This is a genomic window from Bradyrhizobium sp. AUGA SZCCT0105, assembly GCF_018129565.1.
GTDB lineage: Bacteria > Pseudomonadota > Alphaproteobacteria > Rhizobiales > Xanthobacteraceae > Bradyrhizobium.
On sequence record NZ_JAFCMK010000010.1, the window covers coordinates 74,271 to 94,505 of the forward strand.

The 20,235-nt window shown below is 65.5% G+C and carries 21 protein-coding genes; 10 read left to right on the plus strand and 11 right to left on the minus strand.

The window, feature by feature from the left end:
• The first annotated feature begins 46 nt into the window (after positions 1-46).
• From JQ573_RS33870 to JQ573_RS33880, 3 genes are read left to right on the plus strand one after another with little or no spacing between them, the layout of a single operon-like run.
• Positions 47-751, plus strand: a complete 705-nt coding sequence (locus JQ573_RS33870; protein WP_212312750.1) for a Tim44/TimA family putative adaptor protein — start codon at positions 47-49, stop codon at positions 749-751.
• Positions 735-2,321: an MltA domain-containing protein gene (locus JQ573_RS33875; RefSeq protein ID WP_212312993.1), complete on the plus strand. Its 1,587-nt coding sequence runs from the start codon at positions 735-737 to the stop codon at positions 2,319-2,321. The genes JQ573_RS33870 and JQ573_RS33875 overlap by 17 nt, the downstream gene beginning before the upstream one ends.
• Positions 2,318-2,908, plus strand: coding sequence for a Smr/MutS family protein (locus JQ573_RS33880; protein WP_212312748.1), 591 nt, complete (start codon positions 2,318-2,320; stop codon positions 2,906-2,908). Before JQ573_RS33875 ends, JQ573_RS33880 begins: the two co-directional genes overlap by 4 nt.
• Positions 2,909-2,967: 59 nt before the next feature.
• Here the strand turns inward: JQ573_RS33880 and JQ573_RS33885 are convergent, their stop codons facing one another.
• The 4 genes from JQ573_RS33885 to hslV all read right to left on the minus strand — a co-directional run bounded on the left by JQ573_RS33885 (position 2,968) and on the right by hslV (position 6,721).
• Positions 2,968-4,098 (minus strand): hypothetical protein, encoded by a 1,131-nt coding sequence (locus tag JQ573_RS33885; protein WP_212312746.1) that lies wholly within the window; start codon positions 4,096-4,098, stop codon positions 2,968-2,970.
• A 148-nt stretch (positions 4,099-4,246) separates the two neighbouring features.
• Entirely contained in the window at positions 4,247-5,551 is a 1,305-nt protein-coding gene (gene hslU / locus JQ573_RS33890; protein WP_212312744.1) for an ATP-dependent protease ATPase subunit HslU, read from the minus strand.
• Positions 5,552-5,675: 124 nt separating this feature from the next.
• The gene (locus JQ573_RS33895) at positions 5,676-6,161 is read right to left on the minus strand and encodes a GNAT family N-acetyltransferase (RefSeq protein WP_212312742.1); all 486 of its coding nucleotides are present in this window, start codon (positions 6,159-6,161) and stop codon (positions 5,676-5,678) included.
• Positions 6,162-6,163: 2 nt separating this feature from the next.
• Positions 6,164-6,721 (minus strand): ATP-dependent protease subunit HslV, encoded by a 558-nt coding sequence (gene hslV, locus JQ573_RS33900; protein ID WP_024583062.1) that lies wholly within the window; start codon positions 6,719-6,721, stop codon positions 6,164-6,166.
• 183 nt (positions 6,722-6,904) lie between these two features.
• Between hslV and hisB the strand changes: the two genes are divergently transcribed.
• From hisB to coaA, 7 genes are all read left to right on the plus strand, one after another.
• On the plus strand, positions 6,905-7,498 hold the full coding sequence (gene hisB / locus JQ573_RS33905) for an imidazoleglycerol-phosphate dehydratase HisB (RefSeq protein WP_021078165.1): 594 nt from the start codon (positions 6,905-6,907) through the stop codon (positions 7,496-7,498).
• An 86-nt stretch (positions 7,499-7,584) separates the two neighbouring features.
• The gene (locus JQ573_RS33910; protein ID WP_212312740.1) at positions 7,585-8,115 is read left to right on the plus strand and encodes a DUF2628 domain-containing protein; all 531 of its coding nucleotides are present in this window, start codon (positions 7,585-7,587) and stop codon (positions 8,113-8,115) included.
• Positions 8,112-8,762, plus strand: a complete 651-nt coding sequence (gene hisH / locus JQ573_RS33915) for an imidazole glycerol phosphate synthase subunit HisH (RefSeq protein WP_212312738.1) — start codon at positions 8,112-8,114, stop codon at positions 8,760-8,762. Before JQ573_RS33910 ends, hisH begins: the two co-directional genes overlap by 4 nt.
• A complete protein-coding gene (hisA, locus tag JQ573_RS33920) occupies positions 8,759-9,490 on the plus strand; it encodes a 1-(5-phosphoribosyl)-5-[(5-phosphoribosylamino)methylideneamino]imidazole-4-carboxamide isomerase (protein WP_212312736.1) in 732 nt (243 codons plus the stop codon). The genes hisH and hisA overlap by 4 nt, the downstream gene beginning before the upstream one ends.
• Positions 9,491-9,501: 11 nt before the next feature.
• Complete coding sequence (hisF, locus tag JQ573_RS33925) at positions 9,502-10,278, plus strand: imidazole glycerol phosphate synthase subunit HisF (protein ID WP_092121002.1); 777 nt, start codon at positions 9,502-9,504, stop codon at positions 10,276-10,278.
• A gap of 145 nt (positions 10,279-10,423) precedes the next feature.
• Positions 10,424-10,747, plus strand: coding sequence for a phosphoribosyl-ATP diphosphatase (locus tag JQ573_RS33930; RefSeq protein WP_176534535.1), 324 nt, complete (start codon positions 10,424-10,426; stop codon positions 10,745-10,747).
• Between the two features lie 38 nt (positions 10,748-10,785).
• Positions 10,786-11,742, plus strand: coding sequence for a type I pantothenate kinase (gene coaA, locus JQ573_RS33935; protein ID WP_092126399.1), 957 nt, complete (start codon positions 10,786-10,788; stop codon positions 11,740-11,742).
• Positions 11,743-11,931: 189 nt separating this feature from the next.
• Here the strand turns inward: coaA and JQ573_RS33940 are convergent, their stop codons facing one another.
• The 7 genes from JQ573_RS33940 to rsmI all read right to left on the minus strand — a co-directional run bounded on the left by JQ573_RS33940 (position 11,932) and on the right by rsmI (position 20,105).
• Positions 11,932-14,217 carry a PAS domain-containing hybrid sensor histidine kinase/response regulator gene (locus JQ573_RS33940; RefSeq protein WP_212312734.1) on the minus strand — a complete coding sequence of 762 codons (2,286 nt, stop codon included), beginning with the start codon at positions 14,215-14,217 and terminating at the stop codon, positions 11,932-11,934.
• 104 nt (positions 14,218-14,321) lie between these two features.
• Complete coding sequence (locus JQ573_RS33945; RefSeq protein ID WP_212312733.1) at positions 14,322-14,840, minus strand: hypothetical protein; 519 nt, start codon at positions 14,838-14,840, stop codon at positions 14,322-14,324.
• A gap of 131 nt (positions 14,841-14,971) precedes the next feature.
• Positions 14,972-16,522, minus strand: a complete 1,551-nt coding sequence (locus JQ573_RS33950; RefSeq protein WP_212312731.1) for a YifB family Mg chelatase-like AAA ATPase — start codon at positions 16,520-16,522, stop codon at positions 14,972-14,974.
• 106 nt (positions 16,523-16,628) lie between these two features.
• Positions 16,629-17,600 carry an MBL fold metallo-hydrolase gene (locus JQ573_RS33955; RefSeq protein WP_212312729.1) on the minus strand — a complete coding sequence of 324 codons (972 nt, stop codon included), beginning with the start codon at positions 17,598-17,600 and terminating at the stop codon, positions 16,629-16,631.
• Positions 17,601-17,791: 191 nt separating this feature from the next.
• Entirely contained in the window at positions 17,792-18,739 is a 948-nt protein-coding gene (gene gshB / locus JQ573_RS33960; protein ID WP_212312727.1) for a glutathione synthase, read from the minus strand.
• Between the two features lie 30 nt (positions 18,740-18,769).
• Complete coding sequence (locus tag JQ573_RS33965) at positions 18,770-19,153, minus strand: YraN family protein (RefSeq protein ID WP_166212917.1); 384 nt, start codon at positions 19,151-19,153, stop codon at positions 18,770-18,772.
• Positions 19,140-20,105, minus strand: coding sequence for a 16S rRNA (cytidine(1402)-2'-O)-methyltransferase (gene rsmI, locus JQ573_RS33970; protein WP_212312725.1), 966 nt, complete (start codon positions 20,103-20,105; stop codon positions 19,140-19,142). Before rsmI ends, JQ573_RS33965 begins: the two co-directional genes overlap by 14 nt.
• Positions 20,106-20,235 lie beyond the last annotated feature (130 nt).

Here is a 20,235-nt window from a genome sequence, read left to right on the forward strand (position 1 = left end):
TTGATGCCCGGCCCGTTGCCGGCAGAGACCAGAAAGCGAATTCGACGTGGATATCTACACCATCATCTTCCTGGCGCTGGCCGTATTCATCTTTCTGCGCCTGCGCAGCGTTCTCGGCCAGCGCACGGGAAGCGAGCGGCCGCCGTATGATCGTGCAGCACCCAACGTCCTGCAGCGCAGCCAGGATAACAACGTCGTGCCGATCCCGGGATCGGTGATCGATCAGCCGGCCCCGGCCGCGCCCGCCGAACCGGTCGAACCCACGGAACGCTGGAAGGGCATCGCAGAGCCCGGCACGCCGCTGGCGCAGGGTCTTGACGCGGTTGTCGCCCAGGATTCCTCGTTCGATCCGCGGCATTTCCTCTCGGGCGCCCGCTCGGCCTATGAAATGATCGTGCTGGCCTTCGCCAACGGCGATCGCCGCGCGCTGCGCGACCTGCTGTCGGCCGAGGTCTATGAAAGCTTCGAGGCCGCGATCAAGGATCGCGAGAAGCACGAGCAGAAGACCGAGACGCGGTTCGTGTCGATCGACAAGGCCGAGATCGTCAGCGCCGAGACGCGCGATCGCTCGACCCAGCTGACCGTCCGCTTCGTGTCGCAGATGATCTCGGTCACGCGCGACAAGGCGGGAACGATCGTCGACGGCAGCCCGGACAAGGTCGCCGACATCACCGACATCTGGACCTTCGCCCGCGACTCGACTTCCCGCGATCCGAATTGGAAGCTGGTTGGAACTGGAAGCGCTCACTAAACATCTCAGCTACGGGCGCCTCGCGATCGCGTGCTGTGCGCTCGCGGTTGTGTGCTCCACCGCGGCGATCGCCGCGCGCTACAGGTCGAGCCGGCACGCTCCGCCGCGACACGAGCATAGCCACCCGATCCCCTATCCCAATCTGGAACTGCCGTTGCAGGTCAGCGGCAGCCAGTACGAGCCGCTCGCCTGGGCCAACGTCTCCGGCTGGAGCGACGACGATCATCTCGCGGCCTACAAGGCGTTTCGCACCAGCTGCAAGCCGATCGCGGCCCAGCAGGGCGCGCCCGCGGATTCGAAGGCGCTCGGCAGCTCGCTGCGCGATCCCTGCGGGATCGCCAAGGGACTCGATCTCGCCAGTGGCGCGAAAGCGAAGGAATTCTTCGAGCAGAATTTTGTGCCGCTGCGGATCTCGCGGCTCGGCGAGGATGCCGGCTTCGTCACCGGCTATTACGAGCCGGTGCTCGATGGCTCGCGGACCCAGACCGACGTCTACAATGTTCCGGTCTATCGCCGGCCGTCCAACCTGTTCGTGCGCGGCAAGACGCAAGCGTCGGTCGGCCTGCCCAACAGCGGTCCTGTGTATCGCAAGATCGGCCGGCGCAAGCTCGTGCCCTATTACGATCGCGGTCAGATCGAGGACGGCGCGATCGCCGGCCGTGGGCTGGAGATCGCCTGGCTGAAGAGCCAGACCGATCTGTTGTTCGCGCAGATCCAGGGCTCGGCGCGGATCAAGTTCGAGGACGGCACCACCCTGCGCATCAATTACGACGCGCATAATGGCTATCCCTATACGCCGGTCGGACGGGTCCTGATCGACCGCGGCATCATCCCGAAGGACCAGATGTCGATGCAGAAGATCAGGGAGTGGATGGAGCAGAATCCCGACGGTGCCAAGGAGCTGCGGCGGCAGAATCGCGCCTATGTGTTCTTCCGCGAGGTTCCGCTGTCCGACAAGGACGAGGCGGTCGGCGCGCAGGGCGTGCCGCTGACGCCCGGCCGCTCGATCGCGGTCGACAAGGCGCTGCACGTCTACGGCACGCCGTTCTTCATTGCCGGCGAGCTGCCGATCGAATCCGAGCAATCCAAGACGCCGTTCCATCGCCTGATGATCGCGCAGGATACTGGATCGGCGATCGTCGGCCCGGCGCGCGCCGATCTCTATTTCGGAGCCGGCGCGGACGCCGGAAAGGTCTCGGGCCGGCTGCGGCACAATATGCAGTTCGTGATGCTGGTGCCGAAGGGTCTCGATCCCGTTGCGCGCGGCCACAAGCTGCCGATCCCTGACGAGCGGCCGTCGGCCAAAATCGCGAAGCTGTTTCCGCAGACCGATCCGCAGAAGGACAAGCCGGCGGATGTACCGACTGCGACCGTCGCTAGGGCTGGGAGCAAGGACGCCGCCAAGGCCCCGCCCGCGAAGGATGCTGCGCCCGCAGCACCGGCTGCAATGACCTCTGTTGCACAGTCGGCGCCTGTGGCAGAACCTGTGCCGCTGCCGGTCGCCCGGCCCGACATTCCGCAACCGGAGAAGCGGCGCACTCGGCGCTATCGCCATCACCGCGATCAATGAAACGACCCGCGCCGATCCCCGACCTGTCCGCTCCGTCACGGCGCAAGCGTGCGCTGAGCGAGGAAGAGCGTGCGCTCTGGGAGAGCGTGGCCAAGCAAGTCAAGCCGCTGCGCAAGAAGCCGGCCGCACCGAAAGCCCACGCCGACGCTTCTGACCCGGCCACGCACCACGCCGCGGCCAAGCCCATCCCGGTCAAGCCGGTGACGTCGGTCAAGGCGACGCCGGCGCCGCGCCCACAGGTGCCGCCGCTGGCGCCGATCGGCCGCCGCGAACGTGCAAAGCTGTCGCGCGGCCGGCAGGAGATCGATGCGCGGCTCGATCTGCACGGCATGACGCAGATCCGCGCGCACCGCGTGCTGTTCACCTTCCTGCAACGCGCGCACAGCGACGGGCTCACCTTCGTGCTCGTCATCACCGGCAAGGGCAAGGTCGGGGGGGCGGATTCCGAACGCGGCGTGCTGCGCCGCCAGGTGCCGGAATGGCTCAGCCTGCCGGAATTCCGTTCGCTGGTGGTCGGCTTCGAGGAAGCGCATATCGGCCATGGCGGCGAGGGCGCGCTCTATGTGCGCGTCCGGCGCGCGCGCTGAGCATGATCCGGAAAAGTGTGAAGCGGTTTTCCGAGAATGATCATGCGCAAACAAAATGATTAGAACGGCCGCACGATTCCGACGCGGGGGATCAACGTAACGATCCAGCCTGATATCGTCGTCTTGCGATCGTCTGACGGGATCGGCGGCACGTCCTTCGACGCTGGCAGCATCCTGGTGGCGTGCAGCATCAGGAACATGCAAACCGCCCAGTTCGAGATCCAGCGCGAATAGTCGAACACGGTCACGAACATCCCGAAATAGCCGGCGCTGATCATGATGAGTGCGGCGAACACGATCCGCCGATGCAGCTCGTTCGCAAGCGCGCCGATCAGCCGCGCGAAATAGCGCCACAGCGGCGCATGCAGCCAGATCAGCAGCGCAAACACCGGGACGCCCAGGATGTTCGAGGGCATCCGCGCCCAGGTGTCGGCGAACTCCTTCGACAGCGGCTGGTACCAGATGTAGCCGAACTGAAGCAGGTCGGTCCGCGACGGATCGGCCATCCGGCTTTGCAGGTGACGGATGAATTCATCGTAAGGCACTTCGACCGTGCCGGCGAACTGCGCGACCAGGAACAGGATGCCGACTGCCGCGAGCGCCATAAGGCCGATGGCGATGTTCCGCGGCGTCACGCGTTGCATCAGATAGAAGCGCAGCACCACGATTGCCGCGATGGTCGGCACATACATCAGGACGAAGATGTGATGGATCAGGATCAGCAGGATCGAGAACAGCGCCGCGATCAGCACATAGACGACCGAGCGCGCCGGAATCAGCAGCAGCACGATCGTCAGCGCGCAGCCATAGATGTCGAAATGGCCGAGGGTGTGCATGAAATTCTTCAGGAAGAACGGCGATCCCGCGATGAAAATGAACAGCGGCCAATGCGCATCGTCGAAGCCGAATGTCCTCTGAAAGAGTGTGGCGAACAGGGCGAGCGTTACCAGCCAGACCGCGCCAGCCAACGCGAACACCAGCCACACCGGCACCTTGTCGGTGAACAGCGACACGATCGCGCCGATCAACGCGCGCTTGGTGAAGCCGTAGTGATAGTCGACCAAGAGATGGATGTACGGGACGAAGGGCGGCAGCGCGATCTTGTGCAGGAACACCCCGACCAGCACGGCCGCGTTGACGGCCAGCATCAAGCGCCAGGGATTTTGCCACCATCCTAGGTTCAAACTCATTGTCGTCCCGGGCAAGCGAAGCGCGACCCGGGACCCATAACCACAGGCCCGCGTTTGACGAGGACTGGTGCTGCAGCTTGCTTCAACGACGGGTGCCGGTGGTTATGGGTCCCTGCTTTCGCAGGGACGACGATCTTAGCGGGGCTGCCTACAAAATAAACCGGCTCAGATCGGCGTTCTTGGCGAGGTCGCCGACATGCTTGGTCACGTAATCGGCGTCGACCTGGATGGTCTCGCCGTGGCGATCGGGCGCGGTGAAGGAGATCTCGTCCAGCACCCGCTCCATCACGGTCTGCAGCCGGCGCGCGCCGATATTCTCGACCGTGGAATTCACCGCGACTGCGACATCGGCCAGCGCATCGATTGCGCTGTCGGTGACGTCGAGCGTGACGCCCTCGGTCTTCAGCAGCGCGACATATTGCTTGATCAGCGACGCCTCCGGCTCGGTCAGGATCCGCCGCATGTCGTCGCGGGACAGCGCCTGCAGCTCGACGCGGATCGGCAGGCGACCCTGCAGTTCGGGCAGCAGGTCCGAGGGCTTCGCGATATGGAAGGCGCCCGAGGCGATGAACAGGATGTGGTCGGTCTTGACCGCGCCGTGCTTGGTCGAGACCGTGGTGCCCTCGATCAGCGGCAGCAGGTCGCGCTGCACGCCTTCGCGGGAGACGTCGCCGCCCTGGCGGTTCTCGCGCACGCAGATCTTGTCGATCTCGTCGAGGAAGACGATGCCGTTGTTCTCGACGGCGTTGATCGCCTCCTGCACCAGCTGGTCGGTGTCGAGCAGCTTGTCGGATTCCTCGTTGACGAGGATCTCGTGCGAGCCTTCGACTGTCAGGCGGCGCGTCTTGCTGCGTCCGCCCATCTTGCCGAAGATGTCGCCGAGCGAGATCGCGCCCATCTGGGCGCCGGGCATGCCGGGGATTTCGAACATCGGCATGCCGCTGCCGGACGACTGCGTCTCGATCTCGATTTCCTTGTCGTTGAGCTCGCCGGCGCGCAGCTTCTTGCGGAACGACTCCCGCGTCGCCGGGCTCGATGCGGGGCCGACCAGCGCATCCAGCACGCGCTCCTCGGCGGCGAGCTGAGCACGGGCCTGAACGTCCTTGCGCTTGCGCTCGCGGGTCTGCGAAATCGCCACCTCGACGAGGTCGCGGACGATCTGCTCGACGTCGCGGCCGACATAGCCGACCTCGGTGAACTTGGTGGCTTCGACCTTGAGGAACGGTGCGCCCGCAAGCTTGGCCAGCCGCCGCGCGATCTCGGTCTTGCCGACGCCGGTCGGCCCGATCATCAGGATGTTCTTGGGCAGAACCTCCTCGCGCAGGGAACCGGCAAGCTGCAGCCGCCGCCAGCGGTTGCGCAGCGCGATCGACACCGCGCGCTTGGCATCGGCCTGGCCGACGATGAAACGGTCAAGTTCAGAAACGATTTCGCGGGGGGAGAAGTCGGTCATTGGCTCTAGCTAGGTTGAAAGAATGGTCTCGGCAAGCGCCGTTCCGCGCCTGCGACGTTAGCTCATTGTTTGAGCATGATCTTTTCGGAAAACCGCTTCGCACTTTTCCGGATCATGCTCTAGGTCATTTGTCGCGGATCATCAGCAGCGCAGGCCCATCAGGCGTATCGACCATTCCGGCCTCCCGAAAGCCCGCTTTCGCATAGGCACGCACGGCACGCGCATTGGCCGGATCGGGATCGGTGACGATGCGTGGCGCGCCTTGCGCCAGCCGGTCGTCGACAAAGGCGCGGATCAGCGCCGAGCCGTGACCACCCACCATCATGTCGGGCGCGCCGATGAAGAGATCGATGCCGCGGGTGCCTTCCGGTTGCTTGCCGAAGCCGGAATTCCACGCCGTCAGGTCGTAGCACTGGATGTAACCGAAATCGTTGCCCTCGGCGGCAACGATGAACTGGTCCATCGCCGGCTCGTCGAGGTCGCCGCTGACGAGCGCATATTGCTCGGCCGGATCGCCCCACCACTCCCTGACATGCGGCAACGCCAGCCACTGCCTGATCCGCGGCAGGTCGGCTGTCGTCATCGGGCGGAAACGATAGGGGCCGGCCATGCTCAGCCGCCGATCGTCTCGATCGTCACGTTCCGGTTGGTGTAGACGCAGATATCGGCGGCGATATCCAGCGCGCGGCGAACGATGGTCTCGGCGTCCTTGTCGGTATCGACCAGCGCCCGGGCCGCGGCGAGGGCGTAGTTGCCGCCGGAGCCGATCGCCATGACCCCGGATTCGGGCTCCAGCACGTCGCCGGTGCCGGTCAGCACCAGGGAAACGTCCTTGTCGGCCACGATCATCATGGCTTCCAGCCGGCGCAGATAACGGTCGGTCCGCCAGTCCTTGGCGAGCTCGACGGCTGCCCGGGTCAGCTGCCCCGGATATTGCTCCAGCTTGCTCTCCAGCCGCTCGAACAGGGTGAAGGCGTCGGCGGTGGCGCCGGCAAAGCCGCCGATCACGTCGCCCTTGCCGATCCGGCGGACCTTCTTGGCGTTGGCCTTGATCACGGTCTGGCCGATCGAGACCTGCCCGTCGCCGCCGATCACCACCTTGCCGCCCTTGCGGACCGTGCAGATCGTGGTGCCATGCCAGACCGGCAGCTCATTTTGGGATGCTTGCATAGGTTACCTCTCTTCCGGGCCAGATTTAGGCGGTCGGGCAGGGGGTTACAATCAGGCGATTTAGCAAGGAATTTGGGTCACCATGGCCCGAAGTTAGGGCGTTTCGGGGTCATCCCGCAGTAGCGAAGGTGACATCAGCCTGTTAAAAGACCGGCGTTTTCGGCACGGGAAAGCTTAATCTTCATGCGCACGGCAACCATCAAGCGCAAGACCAAGGAGACCGACATCGAGGTGACGGTCAACCTCGACGGAGCAGGCGTATCCACGGTTTCGACCGGGATCGGCTTCTTCGACCATATGCTCGACCTCCTGGCCCGGCATTCGCGCATCGACATCACGGTGAAGGCGGATGGCGATCTCCATGTCGATTACCACCACACCACCGAAGACGTCGGGATCGCGCTCGGGCAGGCCGTGAAGCAGGCGCTCGGCAACATGGCCGGCATCACCCGCTACGCCTCGATCCACATGCCGATGGACGAGACGCTGTCGCGCGTCGTGATCGACATTTCCGGCCGCCCGGTGCTGGTCTTCAAGGTCGAGTTCCCGCGCGACAAGATCGGCGAGTTCGACACCGAGCTGGTGCGCGAATGGTTCAACGCCTTCGCGATGAACGCCGGCGTGACTCTCCACGTCGAGACCCTATATGGCGAGAACAGCCATCATATCTCCGAATCCTGTTTCAAGGGTTTGGCGAGGGCACTCCGGACCGCGGTTGCGATCGATCCGCGTGCCCAGGGCGAAGTGCCCTCGACGAAGGGTCAGCTCGGCGGCTGACCCCGGGAGCATGATCCGGAAACGGTGGCACCGGTTTTCCCGGAGATCATGCGGTAAGTAAAAGTCCATCCTCGGCGGAGCGTTCGATGCCGGTCTATACAGTGCATGCCCCCGTGGCCAACGGCGCCGATCTCGCGGCGGCCGACAAGTTCGTCTTCGTGCGCGACGGCTTCCATTTCTGGGCCGCGGTCGCCGGCGTGGTCTGGCTGGCCTGGAACAGGCTCTGGCTGGCGCTGATCGGCTGGCTGGTGCTGACCTTTGCGATCGACTTTGCGCTGGCCAAGCTCGGGATCGGCCGCGGCGCGATCTTGCTCGTCGACCTGGTGTTGATGGTGCTGATCGGGCTGGAGGCCGCGACCTTGCAACGCTGGACGCTGTCGCGGCGCAAATGGCGCCAGATCGATATCGTCGTGGCCGACAACAGGGACGCCGCCGAGCGCCGCTTCTTCGAGCGCTGGACCGCGCGGCATCGCGGCGCCGTCAACGACCAGCGGTCTGTCGATCGCGGCGGACCGCCGCCGACCCGGGACGTTCCCGGTCAATCATTCTCAAAACCCCCGCCGATGCCGCAGGGCGGCATCATCGGATTGTTTCCAGAGCCAGGAGGATCGCGATGACCGTTGCAATCATCGATTACGGCTCCGGCAATCTGCATTCGGCGGCAAAGGCCTTCGAGCGCGCCGCGCGCAGCATGCAGGATCCGCAAGCCATCAAGGTGACGCGCGATCCCGATGCGGTGTATCGCGCCGATCGGATCGTGCTGCCTGGCGTCGGCGCGTTCGCCGATTGCCGCCGCGGCGTCGATGCGGTCGACGGTATGCTGGAAGCGCTCACCGAGGCGGTGCGGGTCAAGGCGCGGCCCTTCTTCGGCATCTGCGTCGGCATGCAGCTGATGGCGACGCGCGGCAAGGAGCACGTGATCACCGAGGGCTTCAACTGGATCGGCGGCGATGTCGTGAAGATCGAGCCGCGCGACGAGAGCCTGAAGGTCCCGCACATGGGCTGGAATACGCTCGACATGGTGCGCGAGCACCCGGTGCTGGAGCGGCTGCCGCTCGGGCCGAAGGGGCGTCACGCCTATTTCGTGCACTCCTATCACCTCAACGCCGCCAACGAGGCGGACGTGCTGGCGCGCGCCGACTATGGCGGGCCGGTGACTGCGATCGTCGGCAAGGACACCGCGATCGGCACCCAGTTTCACCCCGAGAAGAGCCAGCGCTTCGGCCTCGCTTTGATCTCCAACTTCTTGAAGTGGAAGCCGTGATTCTCTTTCCAGCGGTTGATCTGAAGAACGGCCAGTGCGTGCGCCTGGAGCAGGGCGACATGGCACGCGCCACCGTGTTCAATCTCGATCCGGCGGCGCAGGCTAAGAGCTTCGCCGCGCAGGGCTTCGAATATCTCCACGTCGTCGATCTCGACGGTGCCTTCGCGGGCAAGCCGATGAATGCGCATGCGGTGGAGGCGATGCTGAAGGCCGTCACCATGCCGGTGCAGCTCGGCGGCGGCATCCGCGACCTCAAGACCATCGAGGCCTGGCTCGGCAAGGGCATCACGCGCGTCATCATCGGCACCGCGGCGGTGCGCGATCCTGAGTTCGTGAAGGGCGCCGCCAAGAAATTCCCCGGCCGCGTCGCCGTGGGCCTCGATGCGCGCGACGGCAAGGTCGCGGTCGAGGGCTGGGCCGAGACCTCGCATGTGACCGCGCTCGAGATCGCGCAGCGCTTCGAGGACGCCGGCGTCGCCGCGATCATCTTCACCGACATCGCCCGCGACGGCCTGCTCAAGGGCCTCAACCTCGACGCCACGATCGCCCTCGCCGACCGCATCTCGATTCCGGTGATCGCCTCCGGCGGCTTTGCCTCGATCGACGACGTCAAGGCGTTGCTGGAGCCGCGTGCCAACAAGCTCGCCGGCGCCATCGTCGGCCGCGCGCTCTACGACGGACGGCTTGATCCCGCCGCCGCGCTCAAGCTGATCCGCAGCGCGGCTTAGGAGACAGAGACATGTTCAAGGTTCGTGTGATCCCCTGTCTCGACGTCAAGGACGGGCGCGTGGTCAAGGGCGTCAACTTCGTCGATTTGCGCGACGCCGGCGATCCGGTCGAGGCCGCGATCGCCTATGACGCCGCCGGCGCCGACGAGCTCACCTTCCTCGACATCACCGCCACCCATGAGAACCGCGGCATCATGCTGGATGTGGTGCGGCGGACGGCGGAGGCCTGCTTCATGCCGCTGACCGTGGGCGGCGGTGTCCGCACTGTCGACGACATCAAGACCCTGCTGCGGTCCGGCGCCGACAAGGTCTCGATCAATTCCGCGGCCGTCAGCCGCCGCGAATTCGTCAAGGAGGCGGCCGAGAAGTACGGCGAGCAATGCATCGTGGTCGCGATCGACGCCAAGCGGGTCAAGCGCGCCGGCGGCTCGGAGCGCTGGGAGATCTTCACCCATGGTGGGCGTAATGCCACCGGGATCGATGCCATCGAATATGCCCAGGAGGTCGTCGCGCTCGGCGCCGGCGAAATCCTGCTGACCTCGATGGACCGGGACGGCACGAGGCAGGGCTTTGACCTGCCGCTGACCCGGGCGATCGCGGACAGTGTTCCCGTACCGGTCATCGCGTCCGGTGGCGTCGGCAATCTCGATCATTTGGTCGATGGCGTCCGCGAGGGTCATGCCACCGGCGTGCTGGCCGCCTCGATCTTCCACTTTGGGGAATTTACCATCCGCCAAGCCAAGGATCACATGGTGCGCGCCGGCCTGCCGATGCGCCTCGATCCTTAGTGCGTGGTCCGGAATAGTGGAGACGGGTTTTCCGAAAAGACCACGCTCAAACAGAGTGGTTGGGGACTCCTTGTCACAAAAATGCTAAGCCCCCACGTAGGGATGGCACCAAAGCGGTGCCGGTGCGCATGCTTGAGTTGAGTTGATGTCGCGTTTCACGGTCCACGATCTGGCTGCCACCATCGACGCCCGCGCTGCAACGGGCGGCGAGGCGTCCTATACCCGCAAGCTGCTCGACAAGGGCGCGGAGCATTGCGCCAAGAAATTGGGCGAGGAAGCGGTCGAGACCGTGATCGCCGCGGTCGGGAATGACCGTGATCATCTCATCGCGGAAAGTGCCGATCTGGTGTTTCATCTGCTGGTTCTGTTGAAGTCACGCGGCGTGAAGCTGGAGGATGTCGAGGCCGCGCTGGAGAAGCGCACCTCGATGTCGGGACTGGAAGAGAAGGCGTCGCGCAAGCGCGACTAGCGCACATGATCGAGCGCATTGATGAGAGGGGCGGCCTCATGGACATCCGGGCACCAGATCAACAATACAACCCCTACCGCACCTTCACGCGCCAGCAATGGTCGCATTTGCGCGACGATACGCCGATGACGCTCGAGCCGGGCGAGTTCGACCGCCTGCGTTCGATGCACGACCGCCTCGATTTGCAGGAGGTCGAGGACATCTACCTGCCGCTGTCGCGACTGCTCTCCATTTATGTCGATGCGACCCAGCGGCTGTATTATTCGCAGCGCCAGTTCCTCAACATCCGCGACCGCAAGATGCCCTATATCGTCGGCGTCGCCGGCTCCGTCGCGGTCGGCAAGTCGACCACGGCCCGCGTGCTGCAGGCGCTGTTGGCGCGCTGGTCACCGCGGCCGAAGGTCGACCTGATCACGACCGACGGTTTCCTGTTTCCGAATGCCGTGCTCGAGCGGCAGGGCATCATGCAGAAGAAGGGCTTTCCTGAGAGCTACGACCTGCCGACCCTGCTGTCGTTCCTCAGCGACATCAAGGCGGGACGGCGCCGCGTGCGTGCGCCGGTTTATTCGCATCTGACCTATGACATCGTGCCGAACAAATGGGTCGAGATCGACCAGCCCGACATCCTGATCGTCGAGGGTGTCAACGTGCTGCAGACCGGGCGGCTGCCGCGCGACGGCAAGGCGGTGCCGTTCGTTTCCGACTTCTTCGATTTCTCGGTCTATATCGACGCCGACGAGTCCGCGCTGCGGCAGTGGTACATCAAGCGCTTCCTGGCGCTGCGCGACACCGCGTTCACCGATCCAAGGTCCTACTTCCACCGCTATGCGCTGCTGTCGGACGAGGAAGCGACCGCAACCGCGATCGCGATCTGGGAGCGCACCAACCTCGCCAATCTCGAGGACAACATCCTGCCGACCCGGCCGCGCGCGACGCTGATCCTGAAGAAGGGCGCCGACCACGTGGTGCAATCGGTCGCGCTGCGCCGGCTGTAAGTTCTGACCCGCTAAAAGCTGACCACATCAGTGGTGTCGTCCCGGCCAAGTGCGCAATTGCGCACGGGGGGCCGGGACCCATACGCCGCCGGCCCTTGCAAAAGGCACGCGGAGAGACGGTCGTTCACCAATTAACATTAGTGGTTATGGGTCCCGGCCTTCGCCGGGACGACGCGGAGTTTGCGGCCACTACGCCGCGACATGCCGCGCAGCGGCCAGGCCCGCGAGCGCTTCCTCAAGCTTCTCGCGGTCGAGTGGCTTGATCAGGAAGCCATCCATGCCGGCTTCGAAGCAGGCGTAGCGATCCTCCACCAGCGTGTTGGCGGTCAGCGCCAGGATCGGCGTCCGGCGTCCGGACTGGCCGGCCAGCCCGCCGGACTCGTGGGCGCGGATCTGCTTGGTGGTCTCGATGCCGTTGAGGCGCGGCATCTGGATGTCCATCAGCACGAGATCATAGGGCGTGCCGGCCGACGTCGCCGAGAGCCAGGATTCCATCGCCTGCTCGCCATTGGTGGTGATGACGACGCTGTGGCCGAGCCGGGCGAGCAGCGAGCGCATCAGGAGCGCGTTGATCTCATTGTCTTCTGCAACCAGGATCGTGAGCCCTAGCGGCGCGGCCGCCGGCGCAGTGGGCGCGGACTCAGTGACTGTCTCGATTGCAGGGCTTGGCGTCGCAAGACTTGGCGTCACAAGGCTTGGTGCGGTGATTTCGGGTGACGCGGTCAGGCGCGCGGCGAGCGACGACGCACGCAGCGGCTTGACCAGATAGCCGGTGAATGCGGCCGTCTCGGAGGCCGAAAGGTCCTGCCGCGTCGCCGGCGTGACCATCACGATGCGATGGGTTGCGTGGATGCGAGCGGCGTTGGCGAACGTCTCCATCGCCTGCGTGCCGAGCGTGTGATCGATCAGGACCGTGTGCCAGCCCCGCTCCGGCAGCAATGCCTCGGCGACATTGGGATCCGACACGATGCAGGTCTGCGCGCCCCAGCGCTGCAACCGCCGCGAGATCAGCGAGGCCTCGATGCTGTGCGGCGCAACCAGCATGATGGATTGGCCGGCGAGGTCGGGCGCTGTGAAGCCATGGGCCTCGCCGGTGTCGGCGGCGGCGAGCGGGATTGAGACCTCGAAGGTCGAGCCTGCGCCCGGCGTGCTTGCGAGCGAGATGCGGCCACCCATTCGCTTGACGATGCGGTCGCTGATCGAGAGGCCGAGGCCGGTGCCGCCATAGCTGCGCGCGATGCGGTCGTCGGCCTGCTCGAACTCCCGGAAGATGCGCTGCTGCGCTTCCGGTGCGATGCCGATGCCGGTGTCGCGAACCAGGAAGCTGATCTCGTTCGGCCAGATGCCGGGCTCGACGATCAGCGCGACGCCGCCGGTCGCGGTGAATTTGATGGCATTGCCGGCGAGATTGAGCAGCACCTGACGCAGCCGCGCGGCGTCGCCGGTCACCTGCATCGGCAACCGCTCGTCGACATAGGCGGCGATCTCGATGCCCTTGGCCTGTGCGCGGGGCGCCAGCAATTCGGTGATGTCCTCGATCAGGCCGGACAGCGCAAAGGCGCGGTGTTCGAGATCGATCTTGCCGGCCTCGATCTTGGAATAGTCGAGCAGCTCCTCGATCAGCGCGAGCAGCGCGTCGCCTGAGGTCTTGACCGCCTTGACGTAGGTCGTCTGCTCCGGTGTCAGCTGGGTGTCCATCAGCAGCCCGCTCATGCCGATGATGCCGTTCAGCGGGGTGCGGATCTCGTGGCTTGCCATCGCAAGGAAGCGCGACTTGGCGCGGTTGGCGGCGTCGGCCTGATCGCGCGCTTCGGCCAGCGCGCGCTCGCTCTCGGTGCGGTCGGTGACGTCGCGGCCGACGCTCTGCATCTCCGCCGGCGCGCCGGCATCGTTGCGCACGAGGCCCTCGCGCCAGGCGATCCAGCGCGGCCCGAGCGGTCCCTCGATCTTCTGGTCGTAGACCCGCGTGCCGTTGGATTCGAGCGCGGTGTCGCCCTGCTCGAGCACCTTGAGGGTCGCGGTGCTGCCGATCAATTCGCCACGGGGGATTTGTGCCAGCTCGCAATAGGCGTCGTTGGCGTAGGTGATGAGGCCGTCGAGGTCGCGCAGCACGATCAAATCGTCTTGCGCCTCGAACAGGGTGGAGGCGCGCTGTTCGGCCTCCTGCAGTTCCCAGTTGCGATCGGCCATTGCCTCATTGTGCATGACGATGGTGCGCAACCTTCTGCGCATCAGCCGCAACCGGATGCCGAGCGTCACGATCCAGAGACAGGCGAGCGCGAACAGGAAGCTGACGCCGATCGCGAATATGTTGGGATCGTAGCCGCTGTGGCTCGAGAGGGCGCCGGAAATGAACCCGAAGGCGCCGCCGAATGCGACGGAGAAGATCGTGAAGGAACGGACGATCGTCGCGACCCAGGAATGGCGCCGCAGGAAGCGGCGAAGGCGTAACTTGATCCGGAAGAAACGCCCCATCAATGGTGGTCCTGAGAGTGCCCGATCTGGTGATGACGATGCGTCGGCCACCTTGAAAAGTGCTTGAGGTTGGTGACGGTTTCGCGCCGGCCCTCGGAACAGGGTTAGCGGGAGGTTAACTCCGCCATTGTCTGGTCGCGGAAGCGCGCGTGCGGCGCGAGCGATGCCGCTTCGAGACGGCGGTGTCCGCCGCGGGCGCTGACGATCAGCGCCGCGGCGTCGCGCGCCGAGAACGTCTTCGACTGCACGTAGACGCGGTAATCGAACGGACCGTCATGGGAAAGATAGATGATCGGGCCGGTTGCGGTCGGCGCGCCGGAAATCCCGATCAGCTGCGGCACGGCGTTGCTTTCGCAGGCGCCGGCCTCGGCATCGTCGATGTCGTCGATCATCGTGAAGTCGGCGGCCTCGGCGCTGTCGGCGATCCGGACCCGGACGGTGGCAAGGCTGGGGTCGTCGGTGAAGCTGACGTGAAGCTGCGCCTGCCAGGGGACCGATGCGATCTGCATCGTGGCGCCGCCGACCTCGATGCAGGGCCCAGGACCCGGCAGGAATTCAGCGCGGGCGAATACCGCGGCCACGGCAAGGGGGACCACCGAGGCCAGAACCTTCATACGCAACATGACACAACTCGCTCGACCCAAGCTTGCCGCGGATCGCGGTGCTTATGGTTTGCGGAGCGTAAATGAGAGTGGTTACCGTCGTGTTGACGCGGATGATTCCGGCATGAATCGGGACAGTGCTCCGGTTCGAGTCACGCCGCGCGGCGCAAATCGTCGGCCAATGCACGATAGGACAGCGCTTCGGCGAGGTGCAGCCGGCCGATCGTCTCGGCGCCGTCGAGATCGGCGAGCGTGCGCGCCACCCGCAGCACGCGGTGATAACCGCGCGCGGTGAGGTGCATGGTCTCGGCCGCTTCGCGGAGCAGCTTCTGGCCATGCGCGTCGGGCTGCGCGATGGTCTCGAGCAGCGCGCTCGGCGCTTCCGCATTGGTGCGGACATGCGGCATGCCGGCCGCCGCGAAGCGCGCAAGCTGGATGTCGCGCGCGGCCGCGACGCGGGCGGCGACCTCGGCCGAGCCCTCCGCCGGCGGCGGCAGGATCAGATCGGCCGCGGTCACGGCCGGCACCTCGATCCGCAGGTCGATCCGATCCATCAGCGGCCCGGAGATCCGCATCTGGTAATCTGAGGTGCAGCGGTCGAGCCGGCCGCGCTTGCAGGAATAGCCGGGCTCAAAGGCGTGGCCGCAGCGGCACGGGTTCATCGCTGCGACCAGCATGAAGCGCGCCGGATAGGTGACGCGATGGTTGGCCCGGCTCACCGAGACTTCGCCGTTCTCGAGCGGCTGGCGCAGCGAATCCAGCACACGCGGATCGAACTCCGGCAATTCGTCGAGGAACAGCACGCCCTGATGCGCGAGCGAGATCTCGCCCGGCTTGGCGCGCATGCCGCCGCCGGTCAGCGCCGCCATGCTGGCGGAATGATGCGGGCTGCGGAACGGGCGCCGCGCGGTCAATGCGCCGTCGCGGATCTCGCCGGCGACGGACGCGATCATCGAGACTTCGAGCAATTCGGATGGCGACAGCGGTGGCAGGATCGAAGGCAGCCGCGCCGCCAGCATCGATTTGCCGGCGCCGGGTGAGCCCATCATGAGCAAATGGTGTCCGCCGGCGGCGGCGATCTCGAGCGCGCGCTTTGCGCTCTCCTGGCCCTTGATGTCGCGCAGGTCGAGCAGCGCTTCCTCGCGCGCCTCGTTTTGGTCTTGCACCTTCGGCTGCGGGCGCGACAGCACCTGCGTGCCCTTGAAGTGATTGGCGATCTGGATCAGCGATTGGGCTGCGATGATCTGGATGTCCGGGCTCGCCCAGGCGGCCTCCGAGCCGCAGGCGGCCGGACAGATCAATCCCTCGTCGCGCGAATTGGCGCCGATCGCCGCCGGCAGCACGCCCGCCACCGGTGCGATCGAGCCGTCGAGCCCGAGTTCGCCAAGCACGGTGAAGCCGCTGAGCGCATCCGGCGGGATCGCCCCGATCGCCGCCATCAGGCCGAGCGCGATCGGCAGGTCGTAATGGCTGCCCTCCTTGGGCAGGTCGGCCGGCGCGAGGTTGACGGTGATGCGGCGGGCGGGAAGCGCGAGGCCGGAGGCGATCAGCGCCGAGCGCACCCGCTCGCGCGCCTCCGACACCGCCTTGTCGGGCAGGCCGACGATCGCAAACGCCGGCAATCCCGGCGCGACCTGGACCTGTACGTCGACCGCACGGGCCTCAATCCCCTCGAAAGCGACGGTGGAAACCCGCTGGACCATGCTGCCCCTATCTTCCGCCACCCAAGGTAGCGGAGCGGATTGCCCAGCGCAAGAACATTAAGGGAACATCCGGAGGCAGCGCACGCCGTCCCCGGATGCGCCGCCGTTACAACGTCATCTGCATCGGTTCCGGATAGTAGTGGAAGCCCTCGCCGGCCTTGGCGACGTGGCCGTAGCCGGGCCAGGCGAAGTGATAGGACATGACAGGCGTCTTGTTCGCGGCCAGCATCTCGAGGAGCTTGACCCGCGAGTTCGCCGCCTGCTTCGGATCGGTATCGTAGGAGAACTCCATCCGCGGCCGCTCCAGCAGCAGCACCGCGTGATGCGAGAGGTCGCCGAGGAAGGCAAAGGACTTGCCGCCCGAGCTCACCATGAAGATGGTGTGGCCCACGGTGTGGCCGGGCGCTGCGATCGCCTGCACGCCGGGCAGGAATTCCTGGCCATCCTTGAAGAACACGATGCGATCGCGCACCGGCAGCAGGTTCTTGCGGGCGTGCACCACAAAGTCCTTCAACGGACTGCCCATCTTGCCTTCGTCGGTCCAGAAATCGAGATCGCTTTGCGCGATGTAGTACTGCGCATTCGGGAACAGCGGCTTGTTGTCGGCATCGACAATGCCGCCGATATGATCGATGTGCGCGTGCGACAGCACGACGGCGTCGATGTCCTCCGGCTTGATGCCGGCTTCCTTCATGCTCTTCTGCTGCCGGCCGGTGGTCGGACCGAACGCCTTCGACGTGCCCATGCCGGTATCGAACAGGATCAGTTTGTCGCCCATGTTGACGATCGGCGAGTTCTGCTCGAGCACGACATTGTCGGGCGAGAGGAAGTTGTCGGAGAGCATCTTCTTCACTTCTTCCTTCGGCACGCCGGTGAAGGTGCCGGAGGGATCGCCGAGCGGAAGCGGGCCGTCGGAGACGACGGTCACTTCGGCATCGCCGAGAACGAAGCGGTGCCAATAGGGTGTCTGCGTGCCGAGCTTCGGCGCGCGTGCCTGCGCGGTGCCGCCGAGAAGTGTGCTGGCGCCGAGACCGGCACCGAGCGCGAGCAAGGATCGTCGTGAGACATTGAGCGTCATAACGTCTTCCTCCACAATTTTTATGATGTTTTCGCGTTGTTGCCCGCGCGTTGACCCGCCGCTTGACCTGACGCAGGCAAGAGAATGCTGCCCTCGCCCGCGCAAGCTGGCAAGTAGAATAAGGCGAACGCACACGCGCCCGTACGCTGGCTAAATTTCAGCCAGCCTGTGCAGCGCACAAGGGAGGAGGATTATTTCGCGGCGCGCTTCTTCTCGATGGTATCCCAGATCATCGCTGCGACATCCGGGCCGTTGAGCCGCTGGATGGCGCGGATGCCGGTCGGCGAGGTGACGTTGATCTCGGTCAAATTGCCGTCGATCACGTCGATGCCGACGAACAGCAGGCCGCGTTCGCGCAGCGCAGGTCCAAGTGTGGCGCAGATTTCGCGCTCGCGATCCGAGAGCTCGGTCGCCTTGGCCGCACCGCCGCGCACCATGTTGGAGCGCAGATCGTCGGCTGCCGGCACGCGGTTGACGGCGCCGGCGAATTCGCCGTCGACCAGGATGATGCGCTTGTCGCCATGCTTCACCTCGGGGAGGAAGCGCTGGATCACCCAGGCCTCCTTGAAGGTCACCGAGAACATGTCGAACAGCGAGCCGAAGTTCATGTCCTCCGGCAGCACGCGGAAGACCGCGGCGCCGCCATGGCCGTGCAACGGTTTCATCACGACGGCGCCGTGCTGGTCGCGGAACGCGTTGATCTCGTCGAGGTCGCGCGAGATCAGGGTCGGCGGCATCAGCTGCGGGAAATTCATCACGAACAGCTTTTCCGGCGCGTTGCGCACGCTGGCCGGATCGTTGACGACCAGGGTGCTCGGATGGATGCGCTCGAGGAAATGCGTCGAGGTGATGTAGGCGAGGTCGAACGGCGGGTCCTGCCGCAGCAGCACGACGTCGAAGCCGTTGAGCGCCTCCCGCTTCGGCTCGCCCAGCGTGAAGTGATCGCCGACCTCGTCGCGCACGGTGAGCGACTGCACCGGCGCCACCAGCTCCTCGCCGCGCAGCGACAGCTTGTCGGGCGTATAGTAGGAAATGCCGTGGCCGCGCTTCTGCGCCTCGAGCAGCAGCGCGAAGGTCGAATCGCCGCGGATGTTGATGCGCGCGATGGGATCCATCTGGACGGCGATCTTCAATTTCATAAGCGTGTCCCGCGAGGTCTGAGGGTAACTTTAAGGGCTTGCGTCGAATGCCGCTAACAAATGGCGCGGCAGGCTCTTCGGCGCAATCAGCACGGCGTCGAATCTGAGATCAAATTCGGCATGTTCGGGGTGCGCCATCAGCCAGGCCTGGGCGGCGTTGACGATGCGCTGCTGCTGGCGCGGCGTCACCGCATAGGCGGCGTCGTCGAGGCTGGCACGGGCCTTGACCTCGACGAAGGCGAGCAGATTGCGCCGGCGCACCACCAGGTCGATCTCGCCATAGGGGGTGCGGAAGCGCCTTGCCAGGATGCGATAGCCCTTGGCGATCAGAAGCGCCGCGGCGCGGCTTTCGGCCGAGATGCCGGTGCGGAATGCCGCGACGCGTTCAGGCGAGGCGCTGTCAGTCTTCGCCATCGCCGTCCCCGATGGTCTTGGCAATTTCTTTGGCGAGCTCGAGGGCGCGGGCGTAGACCTCGCGGCGCGGCCGACCCGACAGCTCGACGGCGTGCGCCACCGCATCCTTGACGCTGCCGCGCGCGAGCTGCACGCGCAGGAGATCGTCGAGTGCGTCCTGGCCCATCATGCCGGCATCGTCTGGTGGCGGCCCGATGACGAGCACGAATTCGCCGCGCGTCTCCAGCGCGTCCGCGCCTGCCGCAAGCTCGGCGACCGGCGCGCGCTTGACCTCCTCATGCAGCTTGGTCAGCTCGCGGCAGATCGCCGCATCGCGTCCAGCCATGATCGCGGCGAGATCGCGCAGCGTGTCCTGCACGCGATTGCCGGATTCGAACATCACGAGCGTCGCATCGATCCGGGCGAGCTCGGTAAGCCGCGCGCGGCGCGCGTGCTCCTTCGCCGGCAAAAATCCCTCGAAGAAGAACCGGTCGGTCGGCAGCGCCGCAACCGACAGCGCTGATAGCACCGATGATGGCCCCGGCACCGAGATGACGGCATGCCCGGCGGCGCAGACGTCGCGCACCAGCTTGAAGCCGGGATCGGAGATCAGCGGCGTGCCGGCATCGGAAACCAGCGCGATCGAGGCGCCCTGCGCCAGCCGCTCGAGGATCTTGGGCCGGGCCTGGGCCGCGTTGTGCTCGTGATAGAGCGCCAGCTCGGCGGTGATTGCGTAACGTTCGGTCAGCCGGCGCGTAATCCTGGTGTCCTCGCAGGCGATGACGTCGACGCCCGCCAGCGTCTCCAGCGCGCGAAGGGTGACGTCGGCGAGATTTCCGATCGGGGTCGCCACCAGATGGAGCCCGGGCGCGGCCTTTGGCGCAGCAAGCTGCTGGCCGCCGATCGAAAAGGTCCTGGCCGCTGTGCCTGTCGTGGCATCGGAATGGTGGAGGGAACTGGCTTTTGCGCGCATAATGCCAATCTAGAGGGATGGCAGCACTTGCGCCACATCCGGCAACCGCGATGACGGTAGGCGGTTGCTGAGGGAAACGGGAGCCGCGGCAACGGCGCCGCGAGGCCATAATCCTTTTGTTTTAGTTAAC

Coding starts and splice junctions, on each gene's coding strand:
- JQ573_RS33880 (WP_212312748.1), top strand. CDS start 2,318: ATGAAACGACCCGCGCCGATCCCCGACCTGTCCGCTCCGTCACGGCGC.
- JQ573_RS33885 (WP_212312746.1), bottom strand. CDS start 4,098: ATGAGTTTGAACCTAGGATGGTGGCAAAATCCCTGGCGCTTGATGCTG.
- hslU (WP_212312744.1), bottom strand. CDS start 5,551: ATGACCGACTTCTCCCCCCGCGAAATCGTTTCTGAACTTGACCGTTTC.
- JQ573_RS33895 (WP_212312742.1), bottom strand. CDS start 6,161: ATGGCCGGCCCCTATCGTTTCCGCCCGATGACGACAGCCGACCTGCCG.
- hslV (WP_024583062.1), bottom strand. CDS start 6,721: ATGCAAGCATCCCAAAATGAGCTGCCGGTCTGGCATGGCACCACGATC.
- hisB (WP_021078165.1), top strand. CDS start 6,905: ATGCGCACGGCAACCATCAAGCGCAAGACCAAGGAGACCGACATCGAG.
- JQ573_RS33910 (WP_212312740.1), top strand. CDS start 7,585: ATGCCGGTCTATACAGTGCATGCCCCCGTGGCCAACGGCGCCGATCTC.
- hisH (WP_212312738.1), top strand. CDS start 8,112: ATGACCGTTGCAATCATCGATTACGGCTCCGGCAATCTGCATTCGGCG.
- hisF (WP_092121002.1), top strand. CDS start 9,502: ATGTTCAAGGTTCGTGTGATCCCCTGTCTCGACGTCAAGGACGGGCGC.
- JQ573_RS33930 (WP_176534535.1), top strand. CDS start 10,424: ATGTCGCGTTTCACGGTCCACGATCTGGCTGCCACCATCGACGCCCGC.
- coaA (WP_092126399.1), top strand. CDS start 10,786: ATGGACATCCGGGCACCAGATCAACAATACAACCCCTACCGCACCTTC.
- JQ573_RS33940 (WP_212312734.1), bottom strand. CDS start 14,217: ATGGGGCGTTTCTTCCGGATCAAGTTACGCCTTCGCCGCTTCCTGCGG.
- JQ573_RS33945 (WP_212312733.1), bottom strand. CDS start 14,840: ATGTTGCGTATGAAGGTTCTGGCCTCGGTGGTCCCCCTTGCCGTGGCC.
- JQ573_RS33950 (WP_212312731.1), bottom strand. CDS start 16,522: ATGGTCCAGCGGGTTTCCACCGTCGCTTTCGAGGGGATTGAGGCCCGT.
- JQ573_RS33955 (WP_212312729.1), bottom strand. CDS start 17,600: ATGACGCTCAATGTCTCACGACGATCCTTGCTCGCGCTCGGTGCCGGT.
- gshB (WP_212312727.1), bottom strand. CDS start 18,739: ATGAAATTGAAGATCGCCGTCCAGATGGATCCCATCGCGCGCATCAAC.
- JQ573_RS33965 (WP_166212917.1), bottom strand. CDS start 19,153: ATGGCGAAGACTGACAGCGCCTCGCCTGAACGCGTCGCGGCATTCCGC.
- rsmI (WP_212312725.1), bottom strand. CDS start 20,105: ATGCGCGCAAAAGCCAGTTCCCTCCACCATTCCGATGCCACGACAGGC.